Below are 23,954 nucleotides of genomic sequence, written 5' to 3'. Positions count from 1 at the left end.
TCGCGCCGCCGCAGACGATTAACGGAACGACAAGCCCGGCGAGAGCGTGGCCGGCAGCGACAGGCTTTCGCTTTCCAGCGAAGCCATCGGCCAGGCGCAATAGTCCGCCGCATAGAAGGCGCTTGGGCGATGGTTGCCGGAGGCCCCCACGCCACCGAACGGCGCCGCGCTGGACGCCCCGGTCAGCGGCTTGTTCCAGTTGACAATGCCGGCGCGCGCTTCCAGCAACAGCCGCTCGAACAGCTCGCGCTGCGGCGAGACCAGCCCCACCGACAGGCCGTAGCGCGTCTGATTGGCGAGCCGCAGAGCCTCGTCGAAATCGCGGTAACGCACGATGGTGGTCAACGGCCCGAAGTACTCTTCGTCCGGCACGCCGGCCACGCCGGTCAGCTCGATGATGCCCGGGCTGAGCAGCGAACTGCCCGGCTCCAGCAGACGCATGGCCAGCAGCGATTTGCCGCCCAGCGCCAGCAAGCGCTGCTGCGCTTTCAGCATGTTTTCCGCCGCGGCAGCCGACACTACCCCGCCCATGAACGGCTGCGGTTCGTCATCCCAACGGCCGACGCGCAGTTCGCCCGCCACCTGAACCAAACGCGCGATAAAGGCATCGCCTTCCGCCCCTTGCTTCACCAGAATGCGACGCGAACAGGTGCAACGTTGACCGGCGGAGATAAACGCCGACTGGATAGCCAGGTTGACCGCCGCGTCGCGATCCTCGAAACCGTCGACGATCAGCGCATTGTTGCCGCCCATCTCCAGCGCCAGGATCTTCTCCGGCTGCCCCGCCAATTGGCGATGCAGGTGATAGCCGGTGCCGGCGCTGCCGGTAAACAGCAGACCGTCGATATCCGCACTGGCCGCCAAGGCTTCGCCGGTTTCGCGGCCGCCTTGCACCAGATTGATCACCCCGTCCGGCAGACCGGCCTGCAGCCACAGTTTCAGGGTCTCCTCGGCGGTCAGCGGCGTCAGCTCGCTCGGCTTGAATACCACGCAGTTACCGGCCAACAGCGCCGGCACGATATGGCCGTTCGGCAGATGGCCGGGGAAGTTGTAAGGCCCGAATACCGCCAGCACGCCGTGCGGACGATGGCGCAACACCGAAGCGCCGTCGGCCATCGCCGTCTGGCTAAATCCGGTGCGCGTCTGATAGGCCTGCAGCGAAATGCCCACCTTGCCGATCATCGCCTGAATTTCGGTCAGCGTTTCCCAGCGCGGCTTGCCGGTCTCGCGGCTGATGGTTTCCGCCAGCGACTGTTTGTGTTCTTCCAGCAAGGTGGCGAAGCGTTTCACCAGCTGTTCACGCTGCTCGAACGGCGTGCGCGCCCAGGCGGGGAACGCGGCGCGCGCAGCTTCGCAGGCGGCGGCGACGTCATCGGCGTCAGCGGCGTTGGCGCGCCACAGCGGCTGATTGCTGACCGGGTCGGTCTTGCCAAACTCGGCGCCGCGGCCCTGCCGCCAGACGCCATTAACCAACAGAGCAGGATGGGACATCATGCTTTCTCCTGTGCAATAAGGGGGAGCACCCGCACCGGGCTGCCCTGTTCGACGCCCAGCGCCGCGGCGGTGGCGGCGTTGATATGCAGGCGGTCATCATACAGATCGGCATTGACCAACAGTGCGCGGTAATTCTGATAGTTGTCGTTGGCCACCAGATGCACCGGCGCATCGGCGCGCATCGGCGTGTCATCCAGCACCACTTTCACCAGGCGGCTCTGCTTCACCGCGCGGATATGGTCGATCTCCGCTTCCAGCGTCGGGCCGCCGTCGAAGATATCGACGTAGCCCTGATAACTCAGGCCTTCCGCCTCCAGCAACCGGCGCGCCGGCAGGGTTTGCGGGTGCACTTCGCCAATCACCTTCTGCGCATCTTCGGCCAGGAAATCGACATACAACGGGTGTTTCGGCATCAGCTCGGCGATAAACGCCTTTTGCCCGGTGCCGCTCAGGTAGTCCGCCTTGGCGAACTCGATGGAGAAGAAACGGTGACCGACGCTCTCCCAGAACGGCGAACGGCCGTTTTCATCGGAGAAACCGCGCATCTCGGCGATCAGACGCCGGGAGAAGCGTTCACGGAACGCGGCGATAAACAGGAAACGCACCTTCGACAGCAGTTTGCCGTTCTCGCCGTGGCGATAATCCGGATCGAGGAACAACGTACACAGCTCCGAATGGCCGGTATGGTCGTTGCTGAGGAACAGCGTCGGCACCGATTTATAGACGTTCAGCTGTTTGGAGGCGTGCACCTGCGTGCCGACGCGGAAGCTGTACCAGGGTTCCGCCAGGCCGACGGCCACTTCAATTGCGCAGACCCCCACCGCCTGCCGGCGCTCGCTGTCTTCCAACACGAACAAATAACACTGGTCACTTTGCGGAAGTTCGCCTTGCCAGGTTTTTAACGCCCGCTCAATGCGCGCCGACAAGGTATCTTCATTCTGCGGCAGTGAAGTGAGACCGATGCCGGATTTACCGGCAAGCGTCAGTAAATCCGCCAGATCGCGACGCTCTATAGGGCGAATAATCATCATAATGCGAACCTCTTCTGAATCAGGCTGCGCCGGTGAAGGCGCAGCCCGCTGATTAGCTGCAAATGCGCGCCACGGCGCGCGCGAATCGCGCCAGCCCCTCTTTCACATCCTGCTCAGGGATGATCAGCGACGGCGTGAAACGCACCACGTCCGGACCGGCGATCAGCGCGATAACGCCTTCTTCGTTGGCCAGTTGGGTGATCTGCTTCGCTTTGCCGGCATAATCTTTCTTCAATTGGCAGCCGATCAGCAAACCGCCGCCGCGGATCTCGGCGAAGATCGGGTACTGACGGTTGATATCGTTCAACCCGTCGATGAACCACTGGTGACGTTGCTTGACGCCTTCCAGCACTTCCGGCGTGTTGATGATGGAGAACACTTCCCCCGCCACCGCCGTCGCCAGCGGGTTGCCGCCGTAGGTGGTGCCGTGGGTGCCGACGCCCAGCGTTTTCGCCAGCGCATCGGTGGTCAGCATCGCGCCGATCGGGAAGCCGCCGCCCAGCGCTTTGGCGGTGGTCAGCACGTCCGGCACCACGCCGTACTGCATGTAGGCATACAGATGGCCGGTGCGGCCGACGCCGGTCTGCACTTCGTCGAAGATCAGCAGCGCGTTATGACGATCGCACAGTTCACGCAGCCCCTGCAGGAAACTGGCCTCCGCCGGCAGCACGCCGCCCTCGCCCTGAATAGGCTCGACGATCACCGCGCAGGTGCGATCGTTGATAAGCTCGGCCGCTGCGGCCAGATCGTTATACGGCGTATGGGTGATGCCGCCCGGCAGCGGCGCAAAATCCTGCGAATATTTCGGCTGGCCGCCGGCAGAGACGGTGAACAGCGTGCGGCCGTGGAACGCGTTGTTGAACGCCACAATCTGATCTTTACCGGCGCCGTGCTGGTCGTGCGCGTGTTTACGCGCCAGTTTCAGCGCCGCCTCGTTGGCTTCCGCACCCGAATTACAGAAGAACACCTTGTCGGCGAACGTGGCGTCGATCAGTTTTTTGGCCAGACGCAGTACCGGTTCGTTGGTATAGCCATTGCCCAGATGCCACAGTTTGCCCGCCTGTTCCACCAGCGCCGCCTTGACCGCCGGGTGCGCATGGCCCAGCGCGTTAACCGCGATGCCGCCGGCGAAATCGATGTAAGACTTACCCTGCTGATCCCACACCTGCGATCCTTCGCCACGCACCAGAATAAAATCGGCAGGGGCATAAACCGGGACCATCCAGTCATCGAAAGACTGGCGGGTAACTGCGATTGGCTGTTCCATAGTGACCTCATAATCTCAGCAAAGGCTGAATTTTGACTGTAAGGGCCGCTCAAGCCCGGTTAGGCCGCCACAATGCAAAAAAATCGTTGTTCAAAACCGACTTTCGCGGCGGAGAAAATGCTGTCCCTTACCGCTGATTTAGAAACAAATCTGTTACATAAAATCGGTTTTTCACTATTTATGGCGTATATCCGGTCCCTGAGCGGGGAGTAAATGTTAACGAGCAGTTAAAATACATGTCGTTTGATAAAGAGTGTAGAGCAGCTATCGTGCCAAAACGGGATTTTTGCCGGATTTTGCTATTTTTTACGTTAAAACAACGGCTTATAATGAATATTTATTCATTTTCTATGCATTGGTAATGCATAAATTAAAAAATAAGGCCTAAAATCATCATTGCGTGCGAAATCCTATTCAATTACGAAAAACTTCAGGATTTCTGATCGGGCTCGCAAAAATAATTTCCCCCAATTTGCTCGCTATCACACTTTTTGCCCCCATCGGGTGCAGCGGCGCGCCAGCATGGTGCAACGCGGCAGCGACGCAGAGGCGCCACCCGCTATGCTCGCGAAAAAGGAGCCGCGCTGACCGCGGTTCGTGCTTTGTACGCCAGCGACTACACTGTGATCCTGACCGCCCCTTCTCTTCTGCGCACAAGGAGCCACCATGCCCAAGAAAACCGTCGATCTCAGCCAGCCGCACACCCAACACGACATCCGCGCGTTTCTCGACGCGCTGAATGCCGGTGGCGGTAAACCCATGGAGCAGATGAAGCCCAAAGAAGCGCGCAGGGTTTTGGAGGACGTGCAACGCAGCGTCGAGGTGCCGCTGCGCGAGGTGGAAATCAGCGAGAAAACCATCCACGTTGAGGGCCAGGATATTCTGCTGCAGTTGGTGCGGCCGGCCAGGGTCAAGGAGGCGTTGCCGGTATTCATGTTCTTTCACGGCGGCGGCTGGGTGCTGGGCGATTTCCCCACTCATGAACGGCTGGTGCGCGATCTGGTTTACAGCTCCGGCGCGGCGGCGGTATTCGTCAACTACCCGCGCTCCCCGGAAGCGCATTACCCTCAGGCGATCAATCTGGCCTACGCCGCCACGGAATGGGTGGCCGAGTACGGCGAAAAAATCAATGTCGATGGGTCACGGCTGGCGGTGGTCGGCAACAGCGTCGGCGGCAATATGGCGGCGGTGGTCAGCCTGATGGCCAAAGAGAAAGGCATACCGGCGCTGCGTTGCCAGATCCTGCTGTGGCCCGTCACGCACGCCCACTTTGATACCGATTCCTATCATCAGTTCGCCGAAGGCCATTTCCTGACCCGCAACATGATGAAGTGGTTTTGGGACAGCTATGCGCCCGATAAGGCGCAGCGCAAAGAGATCTACGCCTCGCCGCTCAACGCCACGCCGGAACAGCTGCGGGGCTTGCCGCCGGCGCTGGTGCAGACCGCCGAACTGGACGTATTGCGCGATGAGGGGGAAGCTTACGCGCGTCTGCTTGACGCCGCCGGCGTCGAGGTCACCGCCACCCGCTACAACGGCCTGATCCACGATTACGGCCTGTTGAATCCGCTCGCCCACGTCCCGGCGGTGCATTCGGCGATCCACCAGGCCGGGCGCGCGTTGAAGCACTACCTGTCCTGACGCTAGCCAACCACGTGGCACGCCACCTGATGGCCGGGCGCCACGCTGCGCAGATGCGGCGCCTGTTCACGGCATTGCGCCGTGGCCAGCGGACAGCGGGGATGGAAACGGCAGCCGCGCGGCGGGTTGGCGGGATTGGGCGCTTCGCCACCGGCCACCCACGCCGGCGAACGGTGCGCATCCAGCGTCGGCACCGCCGCCAACAAGGCCTGCGTGTAGGGATGCAGCGGTTGGCGAAACAGCGAATCGCGGTCGGCGCTCTCGACGATCTGCCCCAGATACATCACCGCCACGTCCTGGCACAGATGCTCCACCACGCCGAGATCGTGCGAAATAAACAGCAGCGTCACCCCCTGCCTTTCCTGCAAATCGGAAAACAGATTGATGATCTGCGCCTGAATCGACACGTCGAGCGCCGATATCGGTTCATCGGCGACGATAAATTCCGGTTGCAGGATCAGCGCGCGTGCGATGCCGACGCGCTGCCGCTGGCCGCCGGAAAACTCATGCGGAAACCGCCCGTAATGCTGCGGCGACAGCCCGCAGATCGCCAGGGTATCGAGCACCCGTTCGCGCAGTTCCGCCTTGTTTGCCAGGCCATGCTGCAACAGCGCTTCGCCGATGGCGTCGCCCACGCGCAGACGCGGATTCAGCGAGCTGTACGGATCCTGAAACACCAGCTGCATTTTCGGCCGCAGGGCGCGCAGCGCGTCTTTGCTGAGGCTATCCAGCGCCTGCCCTTTGAACATCACCTCGCCGGCGGTTTTATCGTGCAGGCTGAGCAGCGTGCGGCCGACGGTGGTTTTGCCACTGCCGGACTCGCCCACCAGCCCGAAAACGCGGCCCTTGCGAATGCTGAAGCTGACGTCGTCCACCGCCTTCAGCTGGCCGGTGGTTCGCCCGAACAGCCCGTCGCGCAGCGGGAAATATTTCTTTAATCCTTTCACTTCCACCAGGGGTTCAGTCGACATTCAGGCGCCCTCCCGCGTTGAGGAAGCAGGCGGATTGGCGCTGCGGTGTGCCGTACAACGGCGGGATACCGTCGCGGCAGCGCGCGGTGGCCTGCGCGCAGCGCTCGGCAAACGCACAGTGTTCAGGCAGCCGCGCCAGATCCGGCACCTGGCCGGGAATGGAGTACAAACGGCGACGCCGCTGCCCCGGCACCGGCCGCGAGGCGATCAGCCCCTGAGTATAAGGGTGCCGCGGTTCGGCCAGCACTTCCCGCGTCGTTCCCTGCTCGACGACGCGCCCGGCGTACATCACCGCCAGCCGATCCGCCATTTGTGCGATCACCCCAAGATCGTGGGTGATCAAGATCATCGCCATATTGTGTCGCCGGCTCTGCTCGCGCAGCAACGCCAGGATTTGCGCCTGTACCGTGACGTCGAGCGCCGTGGTCGGTTCATCGGCGATCAGCAGCGCCGGACGGCACCCTATCGCCATGGCGATCATCACGCGCTGCAGCATGCCGCCGGAAAGCTGGTGCGGGTAGCAGCGCATCAGCGCCTCCGCGCGCGCCAACCCCACTTCCTCCAGCAGTTGCACCGCCTGACGCCAGGCCGCTTTCGGCGACAGGGCCAGATGACGAATCAGCGGCTCCAGCAGCTGTTCGCCGAGCGTCAGCACCGGATTGAGCGCGCTCATCGGCTCCTGAAAGATCATCGCCAACCGGTTGCCGCGCAAATCAGCCATCTGCGCCGCCCGCAGCGACAGCAGGTTTTGTCCTTCAAAACGAATCTCGCCGCCGTCTACCTGCGCCAGCGGCTGCGGCAACAGCCCCATCAGCGCCATGGCGGTCACGCTTTTGCCGCAGCCCGATTCGCCGACGATCCCCAGCGTTTGCCCGGCCTGCAGTTCCAGGCTGACCTGCTGCACCGCCCGCACCGGCCCCTGCTCGCCCTGAAACGACACCGACAGTCGGTCGAACGCCACCAGCGGTTGACTCATCGTGTTACTCCATTCATTTTCGGATCGAGCGCGTCCCGCAGGCCGTCGCCCAGGATATTGATCGCCACCACGGTGACGAAGATAGCCAGCCCGGGCGGCATCCACAGCCAGGGCCGGCGCTGAAAGTCGATCAGGCTGTTGGCGGCGTCCATCATGTTGCCCCACGACGGCGTCGGCGGCACCACGCCCAGCCCAAGGTAGCTCAACGCCGATTCGCTGAGGATGGCGTTAGCCACCGCCATGGTGGCCACCACCACCAGAATCGGTACGGTGTTGGGCAACAGATGGCCGAAAAGGCGCCGCCGGGTGGAGAGCCCCAGCACTTCGGTGGCCAGCATGAAATCCCGCTCGCGCAGCGACAGGATCTGGCCGCGCACCAGCCGCGCCAATGACGGCCATCCCAACAGGCTAAGCATGATCATCACCATGTAGATGCGGTAGTCCGGCGACACGTCGAGTTCGGTCAGCATCGCGCCCATGATGATCAACAGCGGCAGGCCGGGAATGGTCATCAGCAGATCGGCGAAGCGCATGATCAGCCGGTCCGCCACGCCGCCCAGATAACCGGAAAGCGCCCCCAGCACGTAGCCCAGCGTCACCGACAGCAACATCGACACCAGGCCGATGGTCAGCGATATCCGCCCCGCCAGCAGCAGCCGGGTGCAGATATCGCGACCGAGAAAGTCGGTGCCCAACCAGTGCGCGCCGCTCGGCGCCTGATTGATATTCAGCACATCGCCGGCATCGTCGCGCCAAGGCGACAACGACGGCCCAATCAGGCACAGCAACGCCAACAGCACCAGCAACGCCAGCGAAATCATCGCCGGCCGGTGGCGGCGCAGCCGTCGCCAGGCCTGCGCCGCGGGCGGTGGCGACAGTTGCGCCTGGCGCCAGCGGCGACGGCGGCCGAAAAACAACGTAGCCAACATCGTGTTACCTCAATCGAATGCGTGGATCGGCGTAGGCGTACAGAATGTCCGCCAGCAGATTGCCGAGAATGGTCAAGGCGGCCAGAAACAGCGTGAACCCCATCAATACCGGATAATCGCGCGCCGCCAGCGAATCGATATGGATGTGTCCGGCGCCCGGCCAGTTGAAGATTTTTTCGGTGATCAGTGCGCCGGAGAACAATCCCGGCAGCTCGAACCCCAGCAGGGTGATGATCGGCAATAGCGCATTGCGCAGCGCGTGTTTGAGGATCACCGTTTTCTCCCTGAGCCCTTTGGCGCGCGCGGTGCGAATATAGTCCATGCGGATCACCTCCAGCATGCTGGCGCGGAAATAGCGCGTCAGGCTGCCGGCCTGCAGCATCACCAGCGCCAGCACCGGCAACAGCAGATGCGCCGCCACCTCCAGCGCCCAGGCCAGCCCGCTCGCCTCGCTGCCGGTGCGCAGCATGCCGCCCGCCGGCAGCCAGTGCAGATCGACGGCGAACCATTTGATCAGCAACAGGCACAGGAAGAACGTCGGAAACGACATGGCGGCGAACACCGCCACGGTGATCAGATGATCGAACAGCGAATAGGGTTTCATCGCCGAGATCACTCCCACCGCCAGCGCGATGCCCCAATACAACACCATCGCCACCGCCGCCAGCAGGAACGAATTCCAGATGTATTGGTTCAGCAGCGTGCTGACCGGGATCTGGTACTGCAGTGAAAAGTCGAGGTCGCCCTGCAGCAGCCGGCCAAGCCAGTGCAGATAGCGGCTGAACAACGGCTGATCCAGCCCGTACAGCGCCCGCAGCTCGGCGGCGCGTTGCGCGGTCAGATTGATGTTGCCGTCGATAAAATCGCCGGGCGCCAGGGCGAAAATGCAAAAAATCAGCAAGGAAGCCAACAGCAGCATCGGGATCGTCTGCAGCAGACGGCGCAGGATAAAATTTCTCATCGCGGGTTCCATCGCCGCCGCCCGGAATGGCGCGGCGGCGTCAGGGCGTTACGGCGCCGGTTTGACGTTCGGCAGGCTGCCGACCAATCCGTTATAGATATCCGGTTTAAAGCCGGTGACGCGCGCGCTGCTGGCGCTCAAAATTTCGCGGTTGCCGAGCAGGATCACCGGCGGATCGTCCGCCAGCACCTGATACAGCTGATGGTACAGCGGCTTGCGCTGCGCGATATCCAGCGTGGCATTGGCTTTGGCGATCAGCGCGTCCACCTGCGGGTTGTGGTAGCCGGTCTCGCTCTCGCGGCTGATGAAGTCGCGTACGCCGTCGTGCGGATCGTTCAGCGTGCTGGTGCTGAGGGACGCCAGGTCGTAATTGCCCGCCTTGCGCTGCGCCAGCAGCGCGTTGAAATCCAATACCTGCGGTTTCAGCACCACGCCGAGCCGGCGGTAGTTATCCTTGGCGATCGGCACCAGCGCGTCGTTGATCAGCTTTTTGGTCACCAGCAGCGTCAGCTCCAGCTTTTTACCGTCTTTCTGCCGGATGCCGTCCGCCCCCGCCTGCCAACCGGCCTCGTCCAACAGCTTTTTGGCCTTATCGAGATCGTAAGCGTAAGGATTGATGCCGTTCGCGTCATAGGCCCAGGAGATCGGCGAAATCGGCTGGTTGGCGACTTTGCCGTAACCCTGATACACCACGGCGATCAGCTTTTGCCGATCCAGGCCGTAAATCAACGCCTGGCGCACCCGCTTGTCCTGCAGCGCCGGACGCTTGAGGTTGAAGTCGATGCGGCTGTAATCGCTTGAGCTGTAAAGGTTGATATTGGCGAAGCCGAGCAGCTTGAGCTGTTCGATATCGTCCGGCTTGGCGGTAAAGGCGTCGTAGTCGGTCTCACCGGTCTGGAACAGCTGGAAGTTGGTGGCCGGGTTGGTGACGCGGTAGATAAAGCGCGCCATCGGCGGCGTACCGAGGTAGAAGTTCGGATTGGCGTGGAAGCGGATCTCCTGCCCCGGCACGTACTTGTCGTAAATATAGGGGCCGTTGCCGAGCGGTTTGCCGTTCAAGGCGCGCACGCCGTCGAGCTTGCCCCGCTGATAGTCTTTGCCGTAGTAAGCCCGCGACAGCACCGGGCCGCCGATCAGTTGCAGCGTGGTGGCGCCCGGTTGCGTGGTGACGATCTGAATGGTGCGATCGTCGATCACCTTCAGGCCGCTGATGCCGGCGGCGGTGCCGTTTTTATACTCGGCGCCGCCCTGAATGTGCGCCGGCGTGATGTCAGTGTCGCCGTCATAGGCCGGATCGTGCAACAGCGTCAGGGTAAAGGCGATATCGTCGGCCTTCAGCGGCGAGCCGTCGCTGTAGACCAGATTAGGCCGCAGCTTGATGGTGTAGGTCAGATTATCGGGGCTGACCTGCCAGGACTCCGCCAGACGCCCTTCCGGCTTGCCCTGGCTGTCCAGGCCGATCAGGCGGCTGAAGATCACGTCGGTGACGTTCTCGTCCCAGCCGTTGGTGAACAGATACGGGTTGAAAATCCCCTGCGGTTCCGAGATGCCCGCCACCACGGTGTCTTTGCGCAGCTTGGCGGCGGCCGGCACCCGGCTGGCGTCGCTGGCTGGCGTGATGCCTTCGGCCAGCGTTTCCGCCTGCGCGCCGGCGCTCAATCCCAGCGCGCAGATCAACGCCAGCGGCGTCAACCGATAACGCAACAGTTTGTTTAGCTTGTTTTTTATTCTACTCACCCACTGCCCCTCGTCTACCCGTTGATAAAAATGTGACAAAATTTATCGCAGAGTAATGGGCGGCTGGAGGGCTGTCTAACAACGAAACCGGCATTCCATTGCCGAAAAAAGCATTATGAATTTTTCTGGGGCGAAGCGGCGTGAAAAACGCGACTCAACCGGCCGCCGCCAGCCCCCGGATAAGTTTGGCTAAGGTTTTGATCGCCTCTTCAAAGCGGTCATTCCATTCAAAAGAGGCGTTGAGACGGAAGCAGTGGTTGAAATGGTCGCCGGTGGTGAACATGCGCCCCGGCGCGATGCTGATACCCCGGGAAAGGGCCCGCCGGTACAGCTCCATCGACGACAGCGCCGGATCCAGCTCCAGCCACAGGAAGTAACCGCCGTCGGGCTGGCTGACCTTTACCGTCGGCGGGAAATGGTGGGCAATCGCCTGACGCATCGCGCTTTGGCGCTGGGCCAGCAGGCGGCGCAACCGCCGCAGGTGGGTGTCGTAGCCGCCGTGCAGCAGATAATCCGCCAGCGCCATCTGGGTCGGCACGCTGGTGGAAACGGTGCTCATCAGCTGCAAACGCTGGATCTGCTGCGCATAACGCCCCGCCGCCACCCAGCCAACGCGAAAGCCCGGCGCCAGGCATTTGGAAAACGACGAGCAGTGCAGGATTTGGCCGCCGCTGTCGAGCGCCTTGGCCGGCAGCGGCCGTTCGGCGCTGAAGTACAGCTCGCCATAGACATCGTCTTCGATCAGCGAGATCTGCCGTTCGCGCAGCAGCGCCACCAGACGCTGTTTGTTGGCTTCCGGCAGGGTGGCGCCCTGCGGGTTCTGGAAGTGGGTCATCAGCCAGCAGGCTTTGATCGGATACTGCTCCACCGCCTGCTGCAGCGCGTCCAGATCGATGCCGTCCTGCGGATGGGTGGCGATCGCCACCGCCTTCAGCCGCAGCCGTTCCAGCGCCTGCAGCGCGCCGTAAAACGCCGGCGACTCGATCGCCACATAGTCGCCCGGTTGGGTCACCGCCTGCAGACTGAGGCTGAGCGACTCCATCGCCCCGGCGGTGATAACGATTTCGTCCGGCGCAACCTGCATGCCGCTCAGCGCATAGCGTTGGGCAATGTGCCGCCGCAGCGCGTCGTTGCCCGGCGGCAGGTTGGCCAGCGAACTGTGCGGCGTGAACTTGCGCGCTACGCTGCTCAGCGCCCGCGCCAGCTTCGGCTGGGCGAACAGCGTGGCGTCGGGAAAGGCCGAACCGAAAGGCACGATGTCCGGATCCTTGCAGGCCTGCAGCACGTCAAAAATAAAGGCGTTGATGTCCACCTGCTCGCTCAGCAACAGTTTTTCGCCGCGCGAAGGCTGAGGCAGCGGCTGCGGACGCGCCGCCACGTAGTAACCCGACTGCGGCCGGGCGACGATCCACCCCTGGCTCTCCAGCAGTTGGTAAGACTGCACCACCGTCATCAGGCTTAATCCGGCGCGTTTGCCGCTCTCGCGCAGCGAAGGCAGCTTGTCGCCCGCCCGCCACACCCGGTTCTGGATCTGTTCTCTAATCTGCTGCGCAAGCTGTTCGTATCGGGTCATAGCTCTTAACTGTTATATAAAAAAGTAAAATAACTGTCACTATTATAGTCACTGTACTTCGTGATTAACTTCACGCCAAGCTTTTCACATAAAAATGACAGCTATACTCAAGAGGTTAATTTATGTTCAACCCTAGGAGGCGCCATGCTGGGTCTTGATGCACTGGAACTCGCCAGAATACAGTTCGCCTTCACCGTGTCTTTCCATATCATTTTCCCCGCCATCACCATCGGTTTAGCCAGCTACCTGGCGGTGCTGGAAGGATTATGGTTGAAAACGCACAATGAAGCCTATCGTGAGCTTTATCACTTCTGGTCAAAGATTTTCGCCGTTAACTTCGGCATGGGCGTGGTATCCGGGCTGGTGATGGCTTACCAGTTCGGCACCAACTGGAGCTTCTTCTCCGAGTTCGCCGGCAGCATTACCGGGCCGCTGCTGACTTATGAAGTGCTGACCGCCTTCTTCCTCGAAGCCGGTTTCCTCGGCGTGATGCTGTTCGGCTGGAACCGCGTCGGCCCAGGGCTGCACTTCTTCGCCACCTGCATGGTGGCGCTCGGCACGCTGATCTCCACCTTCTGGATCCTGGCCTCCAACAGCTGGATGCAGACCCCGCAGGGACACGAAATCATCAACGGCCAGGTGGTGCCGGTCGACTGGCTGAAGGTGATCTTCAACCCGTCCTTCCCGTATCGCCTGCTGCACATGTCCACCGCCGCCTTCCTCTCCTCGGCGTTCTTCGTCGGCGCGTCGGCCGCCTGGCACCTGCTGCGCGGCCGCGATACGCCGGCGATGCGCAAGATGCTGTCGATGGCGATGTGGATGGCGCTGATCGTCGCGCCGGTGCAGGCGCTGATCGGCGATGCGCACGGCCTGAATACGCTGAAACATCAGCCGGCGAAGATCGCCGCCATCGAAGGCCACTGGGAAAACCCGCCGGGCGAAGCCACGCCGCTGATCCTGGTCGGTTGGCCGGACATGCAGCGTGAAGAGACCCGCTTCAAGCTGGAGGTGCCCTATCTCGGCAGCCTGATCCTGACGCACAGCCTGACCGAGCAGGTACCGGCGCTCAAATCCTTCCCGCCGGAAGATCGCCCCAACTCCACCGTGGTGTTCTGGTCGTTCCGCATCATGGTCGGGCTGGGCATGCTGATGATCCTGGCCGGGGTGTGGAGCCTGTGGCTGCGCTGGCGCGGCGGGCTCTATCAGTCGCGCCCGTTCCTGTACTTCATTCTGTGGATGGGCCCATCCGGACTGCTGGCGCTGCTGGCGGGCTGGTTCACCACCGAGATCGGCCGCCAGCCGTGGGTGGTGTATGGCCTGCTGCGCACCAAGGATGCGGTCTCCGCGCACGGCGATCTGCACATGAGCATCAGCCTGCTGGCGTTCATCATCGTCTACTGCTCGGTGTTCGGCGTGGGTTATTCCTACATGATGCGCCTGATCCGCAAAGGGCCGCAGCCGCATGAACACCAAGAAGACAATACCGAGGGCCGCCCGGCGCGTCCGCTGTCCGCGGTCAACGACACTCTGGACGACAGGAGCTGAACATGGGTATCGATCTTCCGCTGATTTGGTTTGTGATCATCGTGTTCAGCACCATGATGTATGTGGTGATGGACGGTTTCGATTTGGGCATCGGCATCCTGTTTCCGTGGGTGAAAGAGAGCGGCGATCGCGATCTGATGATGAACACCGTCGCCCCGGTGTGGGACGGCAATGAGACCTGGCTGGTGCTGGGCGGTGCGGCGCTGTTCGGCGCCTTCCCGCTGGCCTACTCGGTGATCCTTGACGCGCTGGCGATCCCGCTGACGCTGATGCTGATCGGGCTGATTTTCCGCGGCGTGGCCTTCGAGTTTCGCTTCAAGGCGACGCCGCAGAAGCGCCATATCTGGGACAAAGCGTTCATCTGGGGCTCTCTCTTCGCCACCTTCAGCCAGGGTGTGGTGGTGGGCGCCGTGATCAACGGTTTCCCGGTCGAAGGCCGCACCTACGCCGGCGGCGCGCTGGACTGGCTGACGCCTTTCGCGCTGTTCTGCGGGCTGGGGCTGGTGGTAACCTACGCCCTGCTCGGTTGCACCTGGTTGGTGATGAAAACCGCCGGCGATCTGCAGGCGCGCATGTATTACCTGGCGACGCCGCTGCTGGCGATCCTGTTGCTGGTGCTGGCCGCAGTCAGTATCTGGACGCCGATCGCGCATCCGGAAATCGCCGCCCGCTGGTTTACGCTGCCGAACCTGTTCTGGCTGCTGCCGGTGCCGCTGCTGGTGCTGCTCAGCGCCTGGGGCATTCAGCGCGGGGTAAAACGCGGCGCGCACTACTCGCCGTTCATGCTGACGCTGTTGCTGGTGTTTCTCGGCCTGAGCGGGCTTGGCATCAGCATCTGGCCGCACCTGATCCCACCGACCATCAGCCTGTGGGACGCCGCCGCGCCGCCGCAGAGCCTCGGCTTTATGCTGGTGGGCGCGCTGTTCATCATCCCGATCATCCTGGTCTACACCTTCTGGAGCTACTACGTGTTCCGCGGCAAGATCAGCCATGAGCACGGCTATCACTGAGGAGGGAGGACGCTATGCAAGATAAAACGGCAGCCGCCGCTCCGGCGCCCTGGTGGAAACGCATCGGTTGGCTGGTGATCATCTGGAGCGCCAGCGTGCTGGGGCTGTTCGTGGTCGCCTCGCTGTTCCGCCTGCTGATGACCGCGGCGGGCATGAAGTCGCATTAACGCGGCGCCTTATCTGGCCGCGCTGTTGGGAAAGTAAAAAGAGACCACCAGCATGACCAGCGGCAAGGCGCCGATCTTCACCAGCTCGAACACTTGACCGAGCGCTTCGTTTTTGTCCCAATACGCGTGGGCGGCGAATACGCCCACGCTGACCGCAAATATCCCGCACAATACCTGGCGCGCCAGGCGCAGCCGCTCCATTTCGTCGAAGACCAACACCTGCTCCAGATAAACCTGGCTGGCTTCATCGCGCAGATTATGGCTTTCGATGCTCATGGGAAGATCTCCACGACCCGTCCCACCGCTTCGAGCTGTTCGCCATTCTCTCGTACGATGCCTAGAGACGTACCATCCTGTTTCATCCAATACTTATCGGCAATGGCGATCAGTGCAAACGCCATTTTGATAACCTCGGTTTTTTCCATCCCGTGACGCCGGGCGATATCGTTCAGATCATCATCAATTTTGTTCGATAACCGAATCGGTAAACTCCGCATACTCCACCTCCTGTGGTCGTTGATTCACCGGGGGAAAGTCTACTGGAAGGGTAAATGTCGTTCAATTAGTGAACTGCTTAACGCCTCGCATAACCCGCATGCAACGCTAGTGCGGCTTGCGCCCCATCGCGCTGAGGAAACGCTGCTGCAGACGCAACAGCTCCTCTAGTTCAAGCAGCCGGTAGTCGATGCCGAAACGCGGCGCCACCTCGCCGATAATGCGGCTCAGCGCCGGGTAATGGCGGTGGCTCCAGTGCGGGAACAGATGATGCGTCAAATGCAGGTTCGCCCCGCCGAGCCAGTACCCCAGCCAGCGCGGCCGGGTCAGCCAGTCGAAGGTAGTGGCGAACACATGATGATACCAGCCGTGCGGCATTGCGCCTTGTTCTGGCGCCTGGTAGAAGTTGGCCTTGGCCCAGTGGGTACCGATGATGAGCATCACGAACAGCAGTGAAGAAAGCATCTGGCTCAGCAAATAGACCAGCAGAATTTGCCCGATGCCGATAGCCGGCGGCAACAGCCAACATGGGATCGCCAGCGCCAGCAGCAGGTGCGCCGCCTTCCCCGCCAGAAACCCGATCCAGCCACGCACGCCCTGCTGCGCCATCCGCGCCGCCACGCGGGTGCGGCCCGCCCTGTCCAGCCAGTCGAACAGCCAGATGTAGTACGGAAAAGTCAGCGCCGCCACCAGCGGCCAATAGTAACGCTGCGCGCGCATAAAGGGCCGCCAGCGCTGGAACGGCGTTTGCCGCAGCACGCCGTTGGCGTCGATATCGGGATCGTAATCTTCGATGTTGTTATGGGCATGGTGGAACAGCACATGCCGCACGCGCCAGCAGTCGGGATCCAACCCCAGTGGCACGCTCACCAGGGTGTTCAGCCAGCGGTTGGCCCAGGGCCGACGGAAGAACGCGTTGTGTGAGGCGTCGTGCACCACGTTCACCGTCAGGAACATGCCGATAAAGATAAAACCGAAGTAACAGGCGAAAAACGCCCAGCCGTTATGCTGCTGCAGGCTCAGCCCGTAACACAGACCGCACAGCGCCAGCAGCAGCGCGACCTTCGCCAGCATGCCGCCGTCGGCGAAACGGTGATCGCCGTTGGCCGCCAGATAATGCTGGGCGGCCTGCATCAGCGCGCGGTGCAACCCGTTGTCGTCGCGCCGATAGGCTAACGGACGCAGCGGTTTCATGGCTGCCCCATCCGCCGCAAGAAGCGCTGTTGCTGCGCCAGCAGTTCGCGATAGCCGATGCAGCGGTACGCCATGCCGTGCCGCTGCGCCACCTCCGCCACCGCAGCAGCCAGCGCCGGGTAGTGGCGATGATTCCAGCCGGGAAACAGATGATGCGTCAGGTGATAGTTCAGCCCGCCGGTCAGGTGCTCCAGCCAGCGCGGTTCGGGCTGCCAGTCGCAGGCGGTGGCGAAATTGTGCCGATACCAGCCTTGCGGCATGCTGCCGCCCGTCGGCGCCGGGTAAAACTCGGCCTGCGCCCAATGGGTGCCCAGCAGCAGGAACACCACCAGCAGCGAGGCGCACATCTGACTGAGCGCGTAAGCCAGCAACACCCAGCCCCAGCTGATGCCGTGCAAGTGGCCCACGACCAGCGGCGCCACCAGCACCAGCGCCAGATGCGCGAGCTTGCACAGCACGAACAGCGCCCAACCGCCGCGCCCCGCCAGCACGCGTTTTTCCCGCAGCGGCGTTTTATCGAGCCGATCGGACCAATCGAAAATCCAGGCGATATAGGGCAGCGAGAGCGCAGCGATCAGCGGCCAGTACAGATGCTGATAGCGCATATGCGGTCGCCAGCGCTGGAACGGTGTCTGGCGGAAAAAGCCGTTCTCTTCGGTATCCAGATCGTAATGTTCGACGTTGGCGTAAACGTGGTGGTAATCCACATGCCGCGTGCGCCAGTAGTCCGGATCGACGCCCAGCGGCAGCGTCACCAACCGCCCCACCAGCCGATTGGCCCAGGGCGCGCGCAAGAAGGCGTTATGCGAAGCATCATGGTTGACGTTGACATTGAGCAGCATGCCCATGGTCACGAACAGGAAATAGCAGAGGAAAAATGCCCAGGGCTGATGCTGCAGCAGGCTCAGCGCGTAAAACCCGACGCACAACGCCAGCAACAGCGCGGCCTTGGCCAACCGCGCGGCATCGGCATAGCGATGGTCGCCCGCCAGGCAGGCATGCGCCGCACGTTTGAGATCGCGATGGAATGCCTGTTCGCCATCGGCGGGAAAACGCAGCGGCGGCAGTGATTCAGCCATGCGGTTCCTCCACGGCGGCCGGTGCGGCTACTCTTCCCCAGCCCAATGCGACGCACAGGGCATGCAACGCCACGGCGGCCATGGCGATATGCCAATAGCGCTGCGGCCAGCCGAGATAGCCGATAAACAGCAGCGGCATGCCCAACGCGACCAGCAACCAGACGGCGATCGCCCACGGCCGCCCTTCCGTCATGCCGCCCAGCGCCACCGATCCCAACGCCAGCAGCGCCAACAGCGCCATTTGCGGCCAACTGATGTCGCTATAGCCGTAACCGTATTGGTAGACGTAACCGACCACCAGCGAGAACAACAGCATGGCGCCGCTGAAGACGCTGAGCGCCGAACGGCGGTCGCGTGGCCGGCCCGGCGCCGGGCGCCATGCCAGGCGCAAATAGCGCAGGAACGGCAGATTGCTCGCCCAGAACGGGTTGGCGGACGGCCTGTCGCCGCCGACGCCATAGCTGAACGGCGTGCTCGGCAATGCCGGGCAAAAGGTGCCGAACAGCTTGTCCCAGAAGATAAAGCTGCCGCCGAAGTTCTTATTGGAATAGGCCATGTCCTTGACGTGATGCACCCGGTGATGCGCCGGCGTGACCAGGATTTTTTCCAGCACGCCGAGCTTCGGCGTCAGCGCATTGTGGTTAAACAGCTGAATGCTGTAATGAAAAATAGAGACCGCAACGAACACCGACAGCGGCACCCCCGCCAGCGCCAGCAGCAAAAAGAACGGGATCGACGTCAGCGACGAATACCAGGAGTTGCGCACCCCCAGCGACAGATTAAAGTGCTCGCCCTGATGGTGCACCACGTGCACCGCCCACAGCAGGCGGAAACGATGGTGCAGACGGTGCAGCCAGTAGAAACCGAAGTCCCACGCCAGCAGGGCGAACAGCCACATCAGCAGCGGCGGCCAGGCATCCAGCAGCCCCAGGCTGAAATGCGCGGCCACGTAGCCGTAGCAGGTGATCTCCAACCCGCGGAACAGCCACAGCATGATATGGCCGGAATTCAGGTTGAACACCAGATCGTGCCAGTTGACCGGCTCGCGACGCCCCCACTGCAGCGCCACCGCCTCGGCCACCACGATGAACAGCATGAACACTATCGGCAACGCCAGATCGCTCATCCCATTTCTCCTTTAACCACGCGCCGGCGCAGGGTGTTCATACGCAGGGCCAGCCAGCCGGCGAACAGCGCCAGCAGCGCGCCGCCGGCCAAATCGACAAACAAATGGCGGCGCAGTTGCAGAATCGAGAACGCGATCGCCGCACCCCACAGCATCCACAACGCCGTGCGCACTTTGCGCTCGCCGTCGCTCAGCGCCCACACCGCCAGCACCGTCAGCGCCATATGCAACGAAGGCAGGCAGTTCTGCGGCGAATCCACCTGGGTTAACGCCGCCAGCAGCTGCGCGCTGATCCCGACGCCATCGTTCTGTGGATAGGCCATGGTGGTCGGCCACAGCAGGTAAACCGCCCCGGCGCCCAGCGCGGTGAGCTGCATCGCCCGCGTCAGCCATGTGATCCGCGGCAGCGGCGCCAGCAGATAGCCCGCCGGGACAATGAGGAAGAACGACAGGTAGAGCCAGATGGCCGCCGGGTTGAACGGGATCGCCCGGTCAAGCGCCGACGGCGGCAACAGGGTTCCCGCCCCCTGCAGGCGATCGGTCAGACTATACACCACCCCGACCGTCCCCCAGCCGAGCAACATGTGCCCTAGTCTGAACAGCGTATTTTTCATGCTTCCTCCGCCTGGCGCACGATGCGCCGCCGCTTGCGATCGAACTGCGGCAGCACCGCCTGTGCCGTCAACCGCCATTCGAGGCGCTCGGTGGCGATGCCCTGGCGAGCGAACAGCGCGATCAGCTGCGCCTGACAATGCGCCAACGCCGCCGGGCTGCAATCGGCAATCAATTCCAACCGCCGTTCGCAGCGCTGGATCAGGCGGTAATCGCTGCTCAGCGGCAACGCATTGGCGATCGTTCGGCTGCAGGCATCGGCGAACACCGCCTGCGGTTGCCGCTGCGCATCGGGCAGCATCAGTTGATCGTCGCGCCGCCCCTCGATACGGGCGATCGCCCGCGTCGGCTGCCCGCACGGGCAGGGTTCCTTGCGCAGCACCAATACATCGTCCAGCCGATAACGCACGATCGGCTGCGTGCTGCGGGTAAAGTCGGTGATCAACGGCGTAAAACGCAGTTCGTCGATCCACTGCGGTTCGATATGCAAAAACTCTTCGTTCAGATGCAGCGTACCGTGCGCGCAAGTCGCGGCAAGAAATCCTTCGGTGGCCTGATACACTTCGCCGACCGCCGGAAATACCTGCAGCAGCAGGCGGCGGTCCTGCTCTTCAAGCACCTCGGCCACCGAGATCGCTTTTTTGACCGGCAACTTCACCTGCCCGGCCAGCACCGCCAGCGCCAAGGCGCGCAGCACCTGCGCCGGGGCCACGATGATGCTGGGCGCCTGCCGTTCCAATGCGGGCAAATGCTCGCTGAACGGTGCAAGCAGATCGTAAAACGCCAGGCTCAGCCAACGATTGTTCACGCTGTGATAGAGATTATTGTCCGCCCGCAGAAACAGCGCAACGCGCTCGCCGGCCAACAGACCGTCCGGCAGCATCTTCGCCAGCATGCCGCCGGCCCACACCTGCTGTTCGCGCGGGCTGACGACAAACACGCCGCGCTGCCCGGAGGTGCCGGACGACAATCCGACGCTGTAGCTCCCGATCTTCGGCGTGAAATCGCGATCCGCCTCGCTGCGCTGCGCGCAGGCCAGCACCGCATCGCGCTGCAGCCCGGCGGTGTTCATCCGGTCGAACTGCGCCATCATCAGCGCCTTGTCCATCTGCGGCCATTCGGCGAACGGCCGGCGACTGAAGCGTTGAAAATAGGGGCTCTTGCTCAGCACCCGACGGGCAAAGCCCGCGAGCTGCCGGGCCTGATGCGCCTCCAGCGCCGCACGATCGCCAAAGCGCAGGCGCCGGGCGCGGAAATAGTGCCAAAGGGTCATGAACGGGATCACAGGTCCCCCTCGTGGCACAGCAAAATGTTGACCTGGCCGCCCGCCCACAGCTGGTTGAGCCGCTCCAGCGTGCGGGTGTACGCCACCGCGTCGTCCATCACCAGATTGGCCAGGCGCGAAGGCCCGCGCAGCGTCTGGTAACTCTGCGGCGACCAGGCGGCGTCGCTGGCCAGCAGCGTCCAGCCGGCATCGGTGAGAATAAAGGCACCGATATGGCCGGCCGCATGCCCCGGCAGCGGCACCAGCACGATCTGCCCTTCGCTGCCCGGCAGCGCATAGCCGCGCTCGAACGGCGCCAGCAGCGCAGGCAACGCCACCGAGGGAAAAGCTTCCATAAACTGCAGGTTGCTCTCGAAATCCGCCGGGATCAGGCCGGGAATAAAGGCGCGCTTCAGCGCCGCGAAACCGCGCAGCCCGCGGGTTTGCTGCCAGCCTTCGCCGGAGCAAATAAAGTCGAGTTGGCTGAAATCCTGCAGCCCGGCGATGTGATCGGCGTGAAAATGCGAGACGATCAGCGCCTGAATATCCCCCTCGGCGTAACCGGCGGCGCGCAGCTGATGCGCCAACGACTCGGCGGGATCGAAATAGACCGGCGTCATGCGGCGATACAGGCTGAACACCCCCGACTGCGTGTGCTGCTGAAAATAATGCGCGTAGCCGGTATCCCACAGCCAGCGGCGCTCCCCCACCTCCAGCAGATAGGCACGCGCCGGGAATTTGCACACCCGGAACCCGGCGCCGCGCAGCGCCATGCAGCCGATATGCGTGCAGTAACCCACTTCAAAAACGGTGACCTTAGCCATGCTGTATGCCTCCTTGCCGCCGCAGCCACTCGCCGGTCAGACGAATGCCCTCTTCCATCGAATAACGCGGCTGATAGCCCAGCTCTTCGATCGCACGGGTCTGGCTCAGCGTCATGTCAAAATGCACCGCCGCCACGCTGTAGCGCGTCAGCAGCGGTTCCTTGCCGCTCAGCGCCGCCCACAGCTCCATGCCGCCGGCCAGCGTATGCAGCAGCGGATAGGACACGGCCTGCAGCCGGTAGCGCAGCCCCAGTTCCTGACGCAGCAACGCATCCAGCATCTCCGCCAGCCGCTGCGGCTGGTGATTGGTAATGTTGTAAACGGCGCCGGACGGCAACCCGCGCTGCCGGCTGGCCAGATCCATCGCGTGCACCACGTTGGGGGCGAAGGTCAGGTCCAGCAGCGCTTGCCCGCCGCCGGGCAGCCGCAGCACGCCGCGATCGCGTTCGAGCTGCTGCAACAGCCGCGGCACGATCACCCGATCGTGTGGGCCAAACAGGCCGCGCGGCCGCAGCATAATGTAGGTGGTTTGCGGGTAGGTCTTCGCCTGCGCCAACAGGCGTTGTTCAGCCGCATACTTGCTGGCGGCATAGTGATTGGCGAAGCGCCGGGCGCGGTAACCTTCGTCAAGATCGTAATGCGGCTGAAAATCGAAGTAGATTGCCGGCGTGGAGATATGCACAAAGCGCCGCACGCCGCAGCGCCCCGCCGCCTCCGCCAGCCTCTCCGTCGCCGCGGCGTTGATGCGGTGAAACTCCGCTTTGCCGCCCCAGGGTGAAGACTTGGCCGCGCAGTGCCACACCCACTCGCAGTCGGTGACGAGCTGCCGACACTGCTGCGGCGTGGCCTGCGCCAGATCGAGCGCGCAAAACTCGGCGCCCAGCCGACGCAACGCTGCGCCGGCCCGCTCGTCGCGGCCGGTGGCGCGCACCTGATGTCCGGCCTCCAGCAGCCACTGCGCCGCGTTGAGTCCCAGCCCGCTGGTCGCCCCGGTGACCAGCACCCTCATGGCAGCAACACCATGCCGGCCAGCGCCAGCCCGGCGGCGGTGCCGATCAGCATCACCGGCTGGCCGGGGTTGAAGCGCCCGGTGGTCACGGCGGCATGCAGCGCCGTCGGGATGGACGCCGCCACCTGATTGCCATGGTGGCGGTAGATATCCACCAGCGCCTCGCTGGAGACATGCAGCCGCTTGCGCATATGTTCGAGCGACAGATGGCTGGCCTGATGCGGCACCACGGTGGCGATCTGCGCCAGGGTCAGGCCGCTGGCGCTCAGCAGCCGGTCGAGGTAATCCTCAATCAGCGCCGACGCCTGGCGGAACAGCGGCTTGCCCTGCATATGAAACAGGAAGTCTTGCTCGCACATGCCGGCGCGCGGGTTGCGCCGCGTGCCGCCGGCGCGGATCTCGCACAGTTCGCTGCCGGCGGGATAGGTTTCCACCAGGCTGGCGAGGATGCCGCTGGCGCCGTCGCCGCGCTCCACGATGGCGCAGGCCGCGCCGTCGCCGAAGATCAGCGACGACTCTTCGTGCTGCCAGTCGATGCCGCGTGAAGCGAGATCGGCCGAGACGATGGCGATGCGTCGATACGTCCCGGCGTTCAGCAGCCCCGCCGCCACCTGCAGCGCAGAGATAAAGCTGACGCAGCTGCTGTTGATGTCGAAGCCCGGCGTGCCCGGCGCCAGCCCCGCCACCTTGAGAATATGCGCGGCGGTGCACGGCAGCGCCTGCACCGAAATCGCCGAGGCGGAGATCAGCAGGTCAATGGAGGCTGCCGGGAGGGCGCTGCGAGCCAGCGCGTCTTGCAGCGCGGCGGCGGCGAGTTCGGCCTGGCTGGCATCGTCGGCGGCGTGATAGCGGTAAACGATGCCCGAGCGTTTTTCAACGTAGCCGGCCGGTTTCCCCAGACGAGCATCGAGCGTAGAAGAAGCCACGCGGTTGGGCGGCAACGCGGCCCCGGTGGCTATGATTTTCAGAGGCAGCGGCTCGGGTGAACGAAATTGAGTGGTCATTATTGTTATTGATTAACCTGACTATCCATAAAGCGATTCTCCCGC

The 23,954-nt window shown here is 62.9% G+C and carries 23 protein-coding genes; 4 read left to right on the top strand and 19 right to left on the bottom strand.

Going from position 1 to position 23,954, the window contains the following annotated elements:
- Positions 1 to 18: 18 nt before the first annotated feature.
- The 3 genes from astD to ACJ8QF_RS12810 are packed head-to-tail and all read right to left on the bottom strand — an operon-like array spanning position 19 to position 3,792.
- A complete protein-coding gene (astD, locus tag ACJ8QF_RS12820) occupies positions 19 to 1,491 on the bottom strand; it encodes a succinylglutamate-semialdehyde dehydrogenase (protein WP_197753434.1) in 1,473 nt (490 codons plus the stop codon).
- Positions 1,491 to 2,525: an arginine N-succinyltransferase gene (gene astA, locus ACJ8QF_RS12815; RefSeq protein ID WP_004934585.1), complete on the bottom strand. Its 1,035-nt coding sequence runs from the start codon at positions 2,523 to 2,525 to the stop codon at positions 1,491 to 1,493. The genes astD and astA overlap by 1 nt, the downstream gene beginning before the upstream one ends.
- A gap of 52 nt (positions 2,526 to 2,577) precedes the next feature.
- Entirely contained in the window at positions 2,578 to 3,792 is a 1,215-nt protein-coding gene (locus ACJ8QF_RS12810) for an aspartate aminotransferase family protein (protein WP_015378175.1), read from the bottom strand.
- Positions 3,793 to 4,458: 666 nt separating this feature from the next.
- On the opposite strand from ACJ8QF_RS12810, the gene ACJ8QF_RS12805 reads away from it, so the two are divergent.
- Entirely contained in the window at positions 4,459 to 5,433 is a 975-nt protein-coding gene (locus tag ACJ8QF_RS12805; protein WP_325961757.1) for an alpha/beta hydrolase, read from the top strand.
- 2 nt (positions 5,434 to 5,435) lie between these two features.
- On the opposite strand, the gene ACJ8QF_RS12800 is transcribed toward ACJ8QF_RS12805, so the two are convergent.
- From ACJ8QF_RS12800 to ACJ8QF_RS12775, 6 genes are all read right to left on the bottom strand, one after another.
- Complete coding sequence (locus ACJ8QF_RS12800) at positions 5,436 to 6,404, bottom strand: ABC transporter ATP-binding protein (RefSeq protein WP_442537568.1); 969 nt, start codon at positions 6,402 to 6,404, stop codon at positions 5,436 to 5,438.
- Positions 6,394 to 7,380, bottom strand: a complete 987-nt coding sequence (locus tag ACJ8QF_RS12795; RefSeq protein WP_197753217.1) for an ABC transporter ATP-binding protein — start codon at positions 7,378 to 7,380, stop codon at positions 6,394 to 6,396. The genes ACJ8QF_RS12800 and ACJ8QF_RS12795 overlap by 11 nt, the downstream gene beginning before the upstream one ends.
- The gene (opp4C, locus tag ACJ8QF_RS12790; protein WP_049186240.1) at positions 7,377 to 8,309 is read right to left on the bottom strand and encodes an oligopeptide ABC transporter permease; all 933 of its coding nucleotides are present in this window, start codon (positions 8,307 to 8,309) and stop codon (positions 7,377 to 7,379) included. Before opp4C ends, ACJ8QF_RS12795 begins: the two co-directional genes overlap by 4 nt.
- Before the next feature lie 4 nt (positions 8,310 to 8,313).
- On the bottom strand, positions 8,314 to 9,270 hold the full coding sequence (locus tag ACJ8QF_RS12785; protein WP_442537567.1) for an ABC transporter permease: 957 nt from the start codon (positions 9,268 to 9,270) through the stop codon (positions 8,314 to 8,316).
- A 48-nt stretch (positions 9,271 to 9,318) separates the two neighbouring features.
- On the bottom strand, positions 9,319 to 10,974 hold the full coding sequence (locus tag ACJ8QF_RS12780; RefSeq protein ID WP_049186242.1) for an ABC transporter substrate-binding protein: 1,656 nt from the start codon (positions 10,972 to 10,974) through the stop codon (positions 9,319 to 9,321).
- Between the two features lie 187 nt (positions 10,975 to 11,161).
- Positions 11,162 to 12,580 carry an aminotransferase-like domain-containing protein gene (locus ACJ8QF_RS12775; protein ID WP_004934613.1) on the bottom strand — a complete coding sequence of 473 codons (1,419 nt, stop codon included), beginning with the start codon at positions 12,578 to 12,580 and terminating at the stop codon, positions 11,162 to 11,164.
- A 144-nt stretch (positions 12,581 to 12,724) separates the two neighbouring features.
- Between ACJ8QF_RS12775 and ACJ8QF_RS12770 the strand changes: the two genes are divergently transcribed.
- From ACJ8QF_RS12770 to ACJ8QF_RS12760, 3 genes are read left to right on the top strand one after another with little or no spacing between them, the layout of a single operon-like run.
- The gene (locus tag ACJ8QF_RS12770) at positions 12,725 to 14,125 is read left to right on the top strand and encodes a cytochrome ubiquinol oxidase subunit I (protein WP_004934615.1); all 1,401 of its coding nucleotides are present in this window, start codon (positions 12,725 to 12,727) and stop codon (positions 14,123 to 14,125) included.
- A 2-nt stretch (positions 14,126 to 14,127) separates the two neighbouring features.
- Positions 14,128 to 15,135 (top strand): cytochrome d ubiquinol oxidase subunit II, encoded by a 1,008-nt coding sequence (gene cydB, locus ACJ8QF_RS12765; protein WP_131164797.1) that lies wholly within the window; start codon positions 14,128 to 14,130, stop codon positions 15,133 to 15,135.
- A gap of 14 nt (positions 15,136 to 15,149) precedes the next feature.
- A complete protein-coding gene (locus ACJ8QF_RS12760) occupies positions 15,150 to 15,302 on the top strand; it encodes a DUF2474 domain-containing protein (protein ID WP_004934619.1) in 153 nt (50 codons plus the stop codon).
- 9 nt (positions 15,303 to 15,311) lie between these two features.
- Here the strand turns inward: ACJ8QF_RS12760 and ACJ8QF_RS12755 are convergent, their stop codons facing one another.
- The 10 genes from ACJ8QF_RS12755 to ACJ8QF_RS12710 all read right to left on the bottom strand — a co-directional run bounded on the left by ACJ8QF_RS12755 (position 15,312) and on the right by ACJ8QF_RS12710 (position 23,909).
- Positions 15,312 to 15,578, bottom strand: coding sequence for a hypothetical protein (locus ACJ8QF_RS12755; protein ID WP_442537566.1), 267 nt, complete (start codon positions 15,576 to 15,578; stop codon positions 15,312 to 15,314).
- Entirely contained in the window at positions 15,575 to 15,799 is a 225-nt protein-coding gene (locus tag ACJ8QF_RS12750) for a hypothetical protein (RefSeq protein ID WP_016927372.1), read from the bottom strand. The genes ACJ8QF_RS12755 and ACJ8QF_RS12750 overlap by 4 nt, the downstream gene beginning before the upstream one ends.
- Before the next feature lie 106 nt (positions 15,800 to 15,905).
- Positions 15,906 to 16,991: an acyl-CoA desaturase gene (locus ACJ8QF_RS12745; protein WP_442537565.1), complete on the bottom strand. Its 1,086-nt coding sequence runs from the start codon at positions 16,989 to 16,991 to the stop codon at positions 15,906 to 15,908.
- Entirely contained in the window at positions 16,988 to 18,070 is a 1,083-nt protein-coding gene (locus tag ACJ8QF_RS12740; protein WP_442537564.1) for a fatty acid desaturase family protein, read from the bottom strand. Before ACJ8QF_RS12740 ends, ACJ8QF_RS12745 begins: the two co-directional genes overlap by 4 nt.
- A complete protein-coding gene (locus ACJ8QF_RS12735; protein WP_442537563.1) occupies positions 18,063 to 19,196 on the bottom strand; it encodes a sterol desaturase family protein in 1,134 nt (377 codons plus the stop codon). Before ACJ8QF_RS12735 ends, ACJ8QF_RS12740 begins: the two co-directional genes overlap by 8 nt.
- On the bottom strand, positions 19,193 to 19,810 hold the full coding sequence (locus ACJ8QF_RS12730; RefSeq protein ID WP_049186252.1) for a phosphatase PAP2 family protein: 618 nt from the start codon (positions 19,808 to 19,810) through the stop codon (positions 19,193 to 19,195). The genes ACJ8QF_RS12735 and ACJ8QF_RS12730 overlap by 4 nt, the downstream gene beginning before the upstream one ends.
- Entirely contained in the window at positions 19,807 to 21,093 is a 1,287-nt protein-coding gene (locus ACJ8QF_RS12725) for a F390 synthetase-related protein (RefSeq protein WP_442537562.1), read from the bottom strand. The genes ACJ8QF_RS12730 and ACJ8QF_RS12725 overlap by 4 nt, the downstream gene beginning before the upstream one ends.
- Positions 21,090 to 21,896, bottom strand: a complete 807-nt coding sequence (locus ACJ8QF_RS12720; RefSeq protein WP_044031040.1) for an MBL fold metallo-hydrolase — start codon at positions 21,894 to 21,896, stop codon at positions 21,090 to 21,092. The genes ACJ8QF_RS12725 and ACJ8QF_RS12720 overlap by 4 nt, the downstream gene beginning before the upstream one ends.
- Entirely contained in the window at positions 21,889 to 22,905 is a 1,017-nt protein-coding gene (locus ACJ8QF_RS12715) for an NAD-dependent epimerase/dehydratase family protein (RefSeq protein WP_131164798.1), read from the bottom strand. Before ACJ8QF_RS12715 ends, ACJ8QF_RS12720 begins: the two co-directional genes overlap by 8 nt.
- The gene (locus ACJ8QF_RS12710) at positions 22,902 to 23,909 is read right to left on the bottom strand and encodes a 3-oxoacyl-[acyl-carrier-protein] synthase III C-terminal domain-containing protein (RefSeq protein ID WP_049186257.1); all 1,008 of its coding nucleotides are present in this window, start codon (positions 23,907 to 23,909) and stop codon (positions 22,902 to 22,904) included. The genes ACJ8QF_RS12715 and ACJ8QF_RS12710 overlap by 4 nt, the downstream gene beginning before the upstream one ends.
- Positions 23,910 to 23,954: the final 45 nt, after the last annotated feature.

This window comes from Serratia sp. CY81684 (assembly GCF_052166595.1).
Taxonomy (GTDB): Bacteria; Pseudomonadota; Gammaproteobacteria; order Enterobacterales; family Enterobacteriaceae; genus Serratia; species Serratia nematodiphila.
The sequence above is the reverse complement of the archived record's forward strand: the minus strand, read 5'-3'. Positions and strand labels throughout refer to the sequence as shown.

Bases quoted from the DNA above. Each gene is read 5' to 3' on its own strand.
- astD (WP_197753434.1), bottom strand. From the start codon at position 1,491: ATGTCCCATCCTGCTCTGTTGGTTAATGGCGTCTGGCGGCAGGGCCGC.
- astA (WP_004934585.1), bottom strand. From the start codon at position 2,525: ATGATGATTATTCGCCCTATAGAGCGTCGCGATCTGGCGGATTTACTG.
- ACJ8QF_RS12810 (WP_015378175.1), bottom strand. From the start codon at position 3,792: ATGGAACAGCCAATCGCAGTTACCCGCCAGTCTTTCGATGACTGGATG.
- ACJ8QF_RS12805 (WP_325961757.1), top strand. From the start codon at position 4,459: ATGCCCAAGAAAACCGTCGATCTCAGCCAGCCGCACACCCAACACGAC.
- ACJ8QF_RS12800 (WP_442537568.1), bottom strand. From the start codon at position 6,404: ATGTCGACTGAACCCCTGGTGGAAGTGAAAGGATTAAAGAAATATTTC.
- ACJ8QF_RS12795 (WP_197753217.1), bottom strand. From the start codon at position 7,380: ATGAGTCAACCGCTGGTGGCGTTCGACCGACTGTCGGTGTCGTTTCAG.
- opp4C (WP_049186240.1), bottom strand. From the start codon at position 8,309: ATGTTGGCTACGTTGTTTTTCGGCCGCCGTCGCCGCTGGCGCCAGGCG.
- ACJ8QF_RS12785 (WP_442537567.1), bottom strand. From the start codon at position 9,270: ATGAGAAATTTTATCCTGCGCCGTCTGCTGCAGACGATCCCGATGCTG.
- ACJ8QF_RS12775 (WP_004934613.1), bottom strand. From the start codon at position 12,580: ATGACCCGATACGAACAGCTTGCGCAGCAGATTAGAGAACAGATCCAG.
- ACJ8QF_RS12770 (WP_004934615.1), top strand. From the start codon at position 12,725: ATGCTGGGTCTTGATGCACTGGAACTCGCCAGAATACAGTTCGCCTTC.
- cydB (WP_131164797.1), top strand. From the start codon at position 14,128: ATGGGTATCGATCTTCCGCTGATTTGGTTTGTGATCATCGTGTTCAGC.
- ACJ8QF_RS12760 (WP_004934619.1), top strand. From the start codon at position 15,150: ATGCAAGATAAAACGGCAGCCGCCGCTCCGGCGCCCTGGTGGAAACGC.
- ACJ8QF_RS12755 (WP_442537566.1), bottom strand. From the start codon at position 15,578: ATGAGCATCGAAAGCCATAATCTGCGCGATGAAGCCAGCCAGGTTTAT.
- ACJ8QF_RS12750 (WP_016927372.1), bottom strand. From the start codon at position 15,799: ATGCGGAGTTTACCGATTCGGTTATCGAACAAAATTGATGATGATCTG.
- ACJ8QF_RS12745 (WP_442537565.1), bottom strand. From the start codon at position 16,991: ATGAAACCGCTGCGTCCGTTAGCCTATCGGCGCGACGACAACGGGTTG.
- ACJ8QF_RS12740 (WP_442537564.1), bottom strand. From the start codon at position 18,070: ATGGCTGAATCACTGCCGCCGCTGCGTTTTCCCGCCGATGGCGAACAG.
- ACJ8QF_RS12735 (WP_442537563.1), bottom strand. From the start codon at position 19,196: ATGAGCGATCTGGCGTTGCCGATAGTGTTCATGCTGTTCATCGTGGTG.
- ACJ8QF_RS12730 (WP_049186252.1), bottom strand. From the start codon at position 19,810: ATGAAAAATACGCTGTTCAGACTAGGGCACATGTTGCTCGGCTGGGGG.
- ACJ8QF_RS12720 (WP_044031040.1), bottom strand. From the start codon at position 21,896: ATGGCTAAGGTCACCGTTTTTGAAGTGGGTTACTGCACGCATATCGGC.
- ACJ8QF_RS12715 (WP_131164798.1), bottom strand. From the start codon at position 22,905: ATGAGGGTGCTGGTCACCGGGGCGACCAGCGGGCTGGGACTCAACGCG.
- ACJ8QF_RS12710 (WP_049186257.1), bottom strand. From the start codon at position 23,909: ATGACCACTCAATTTCGTTCACCCGAGCCGCTGCCTCTGAAAATCATA.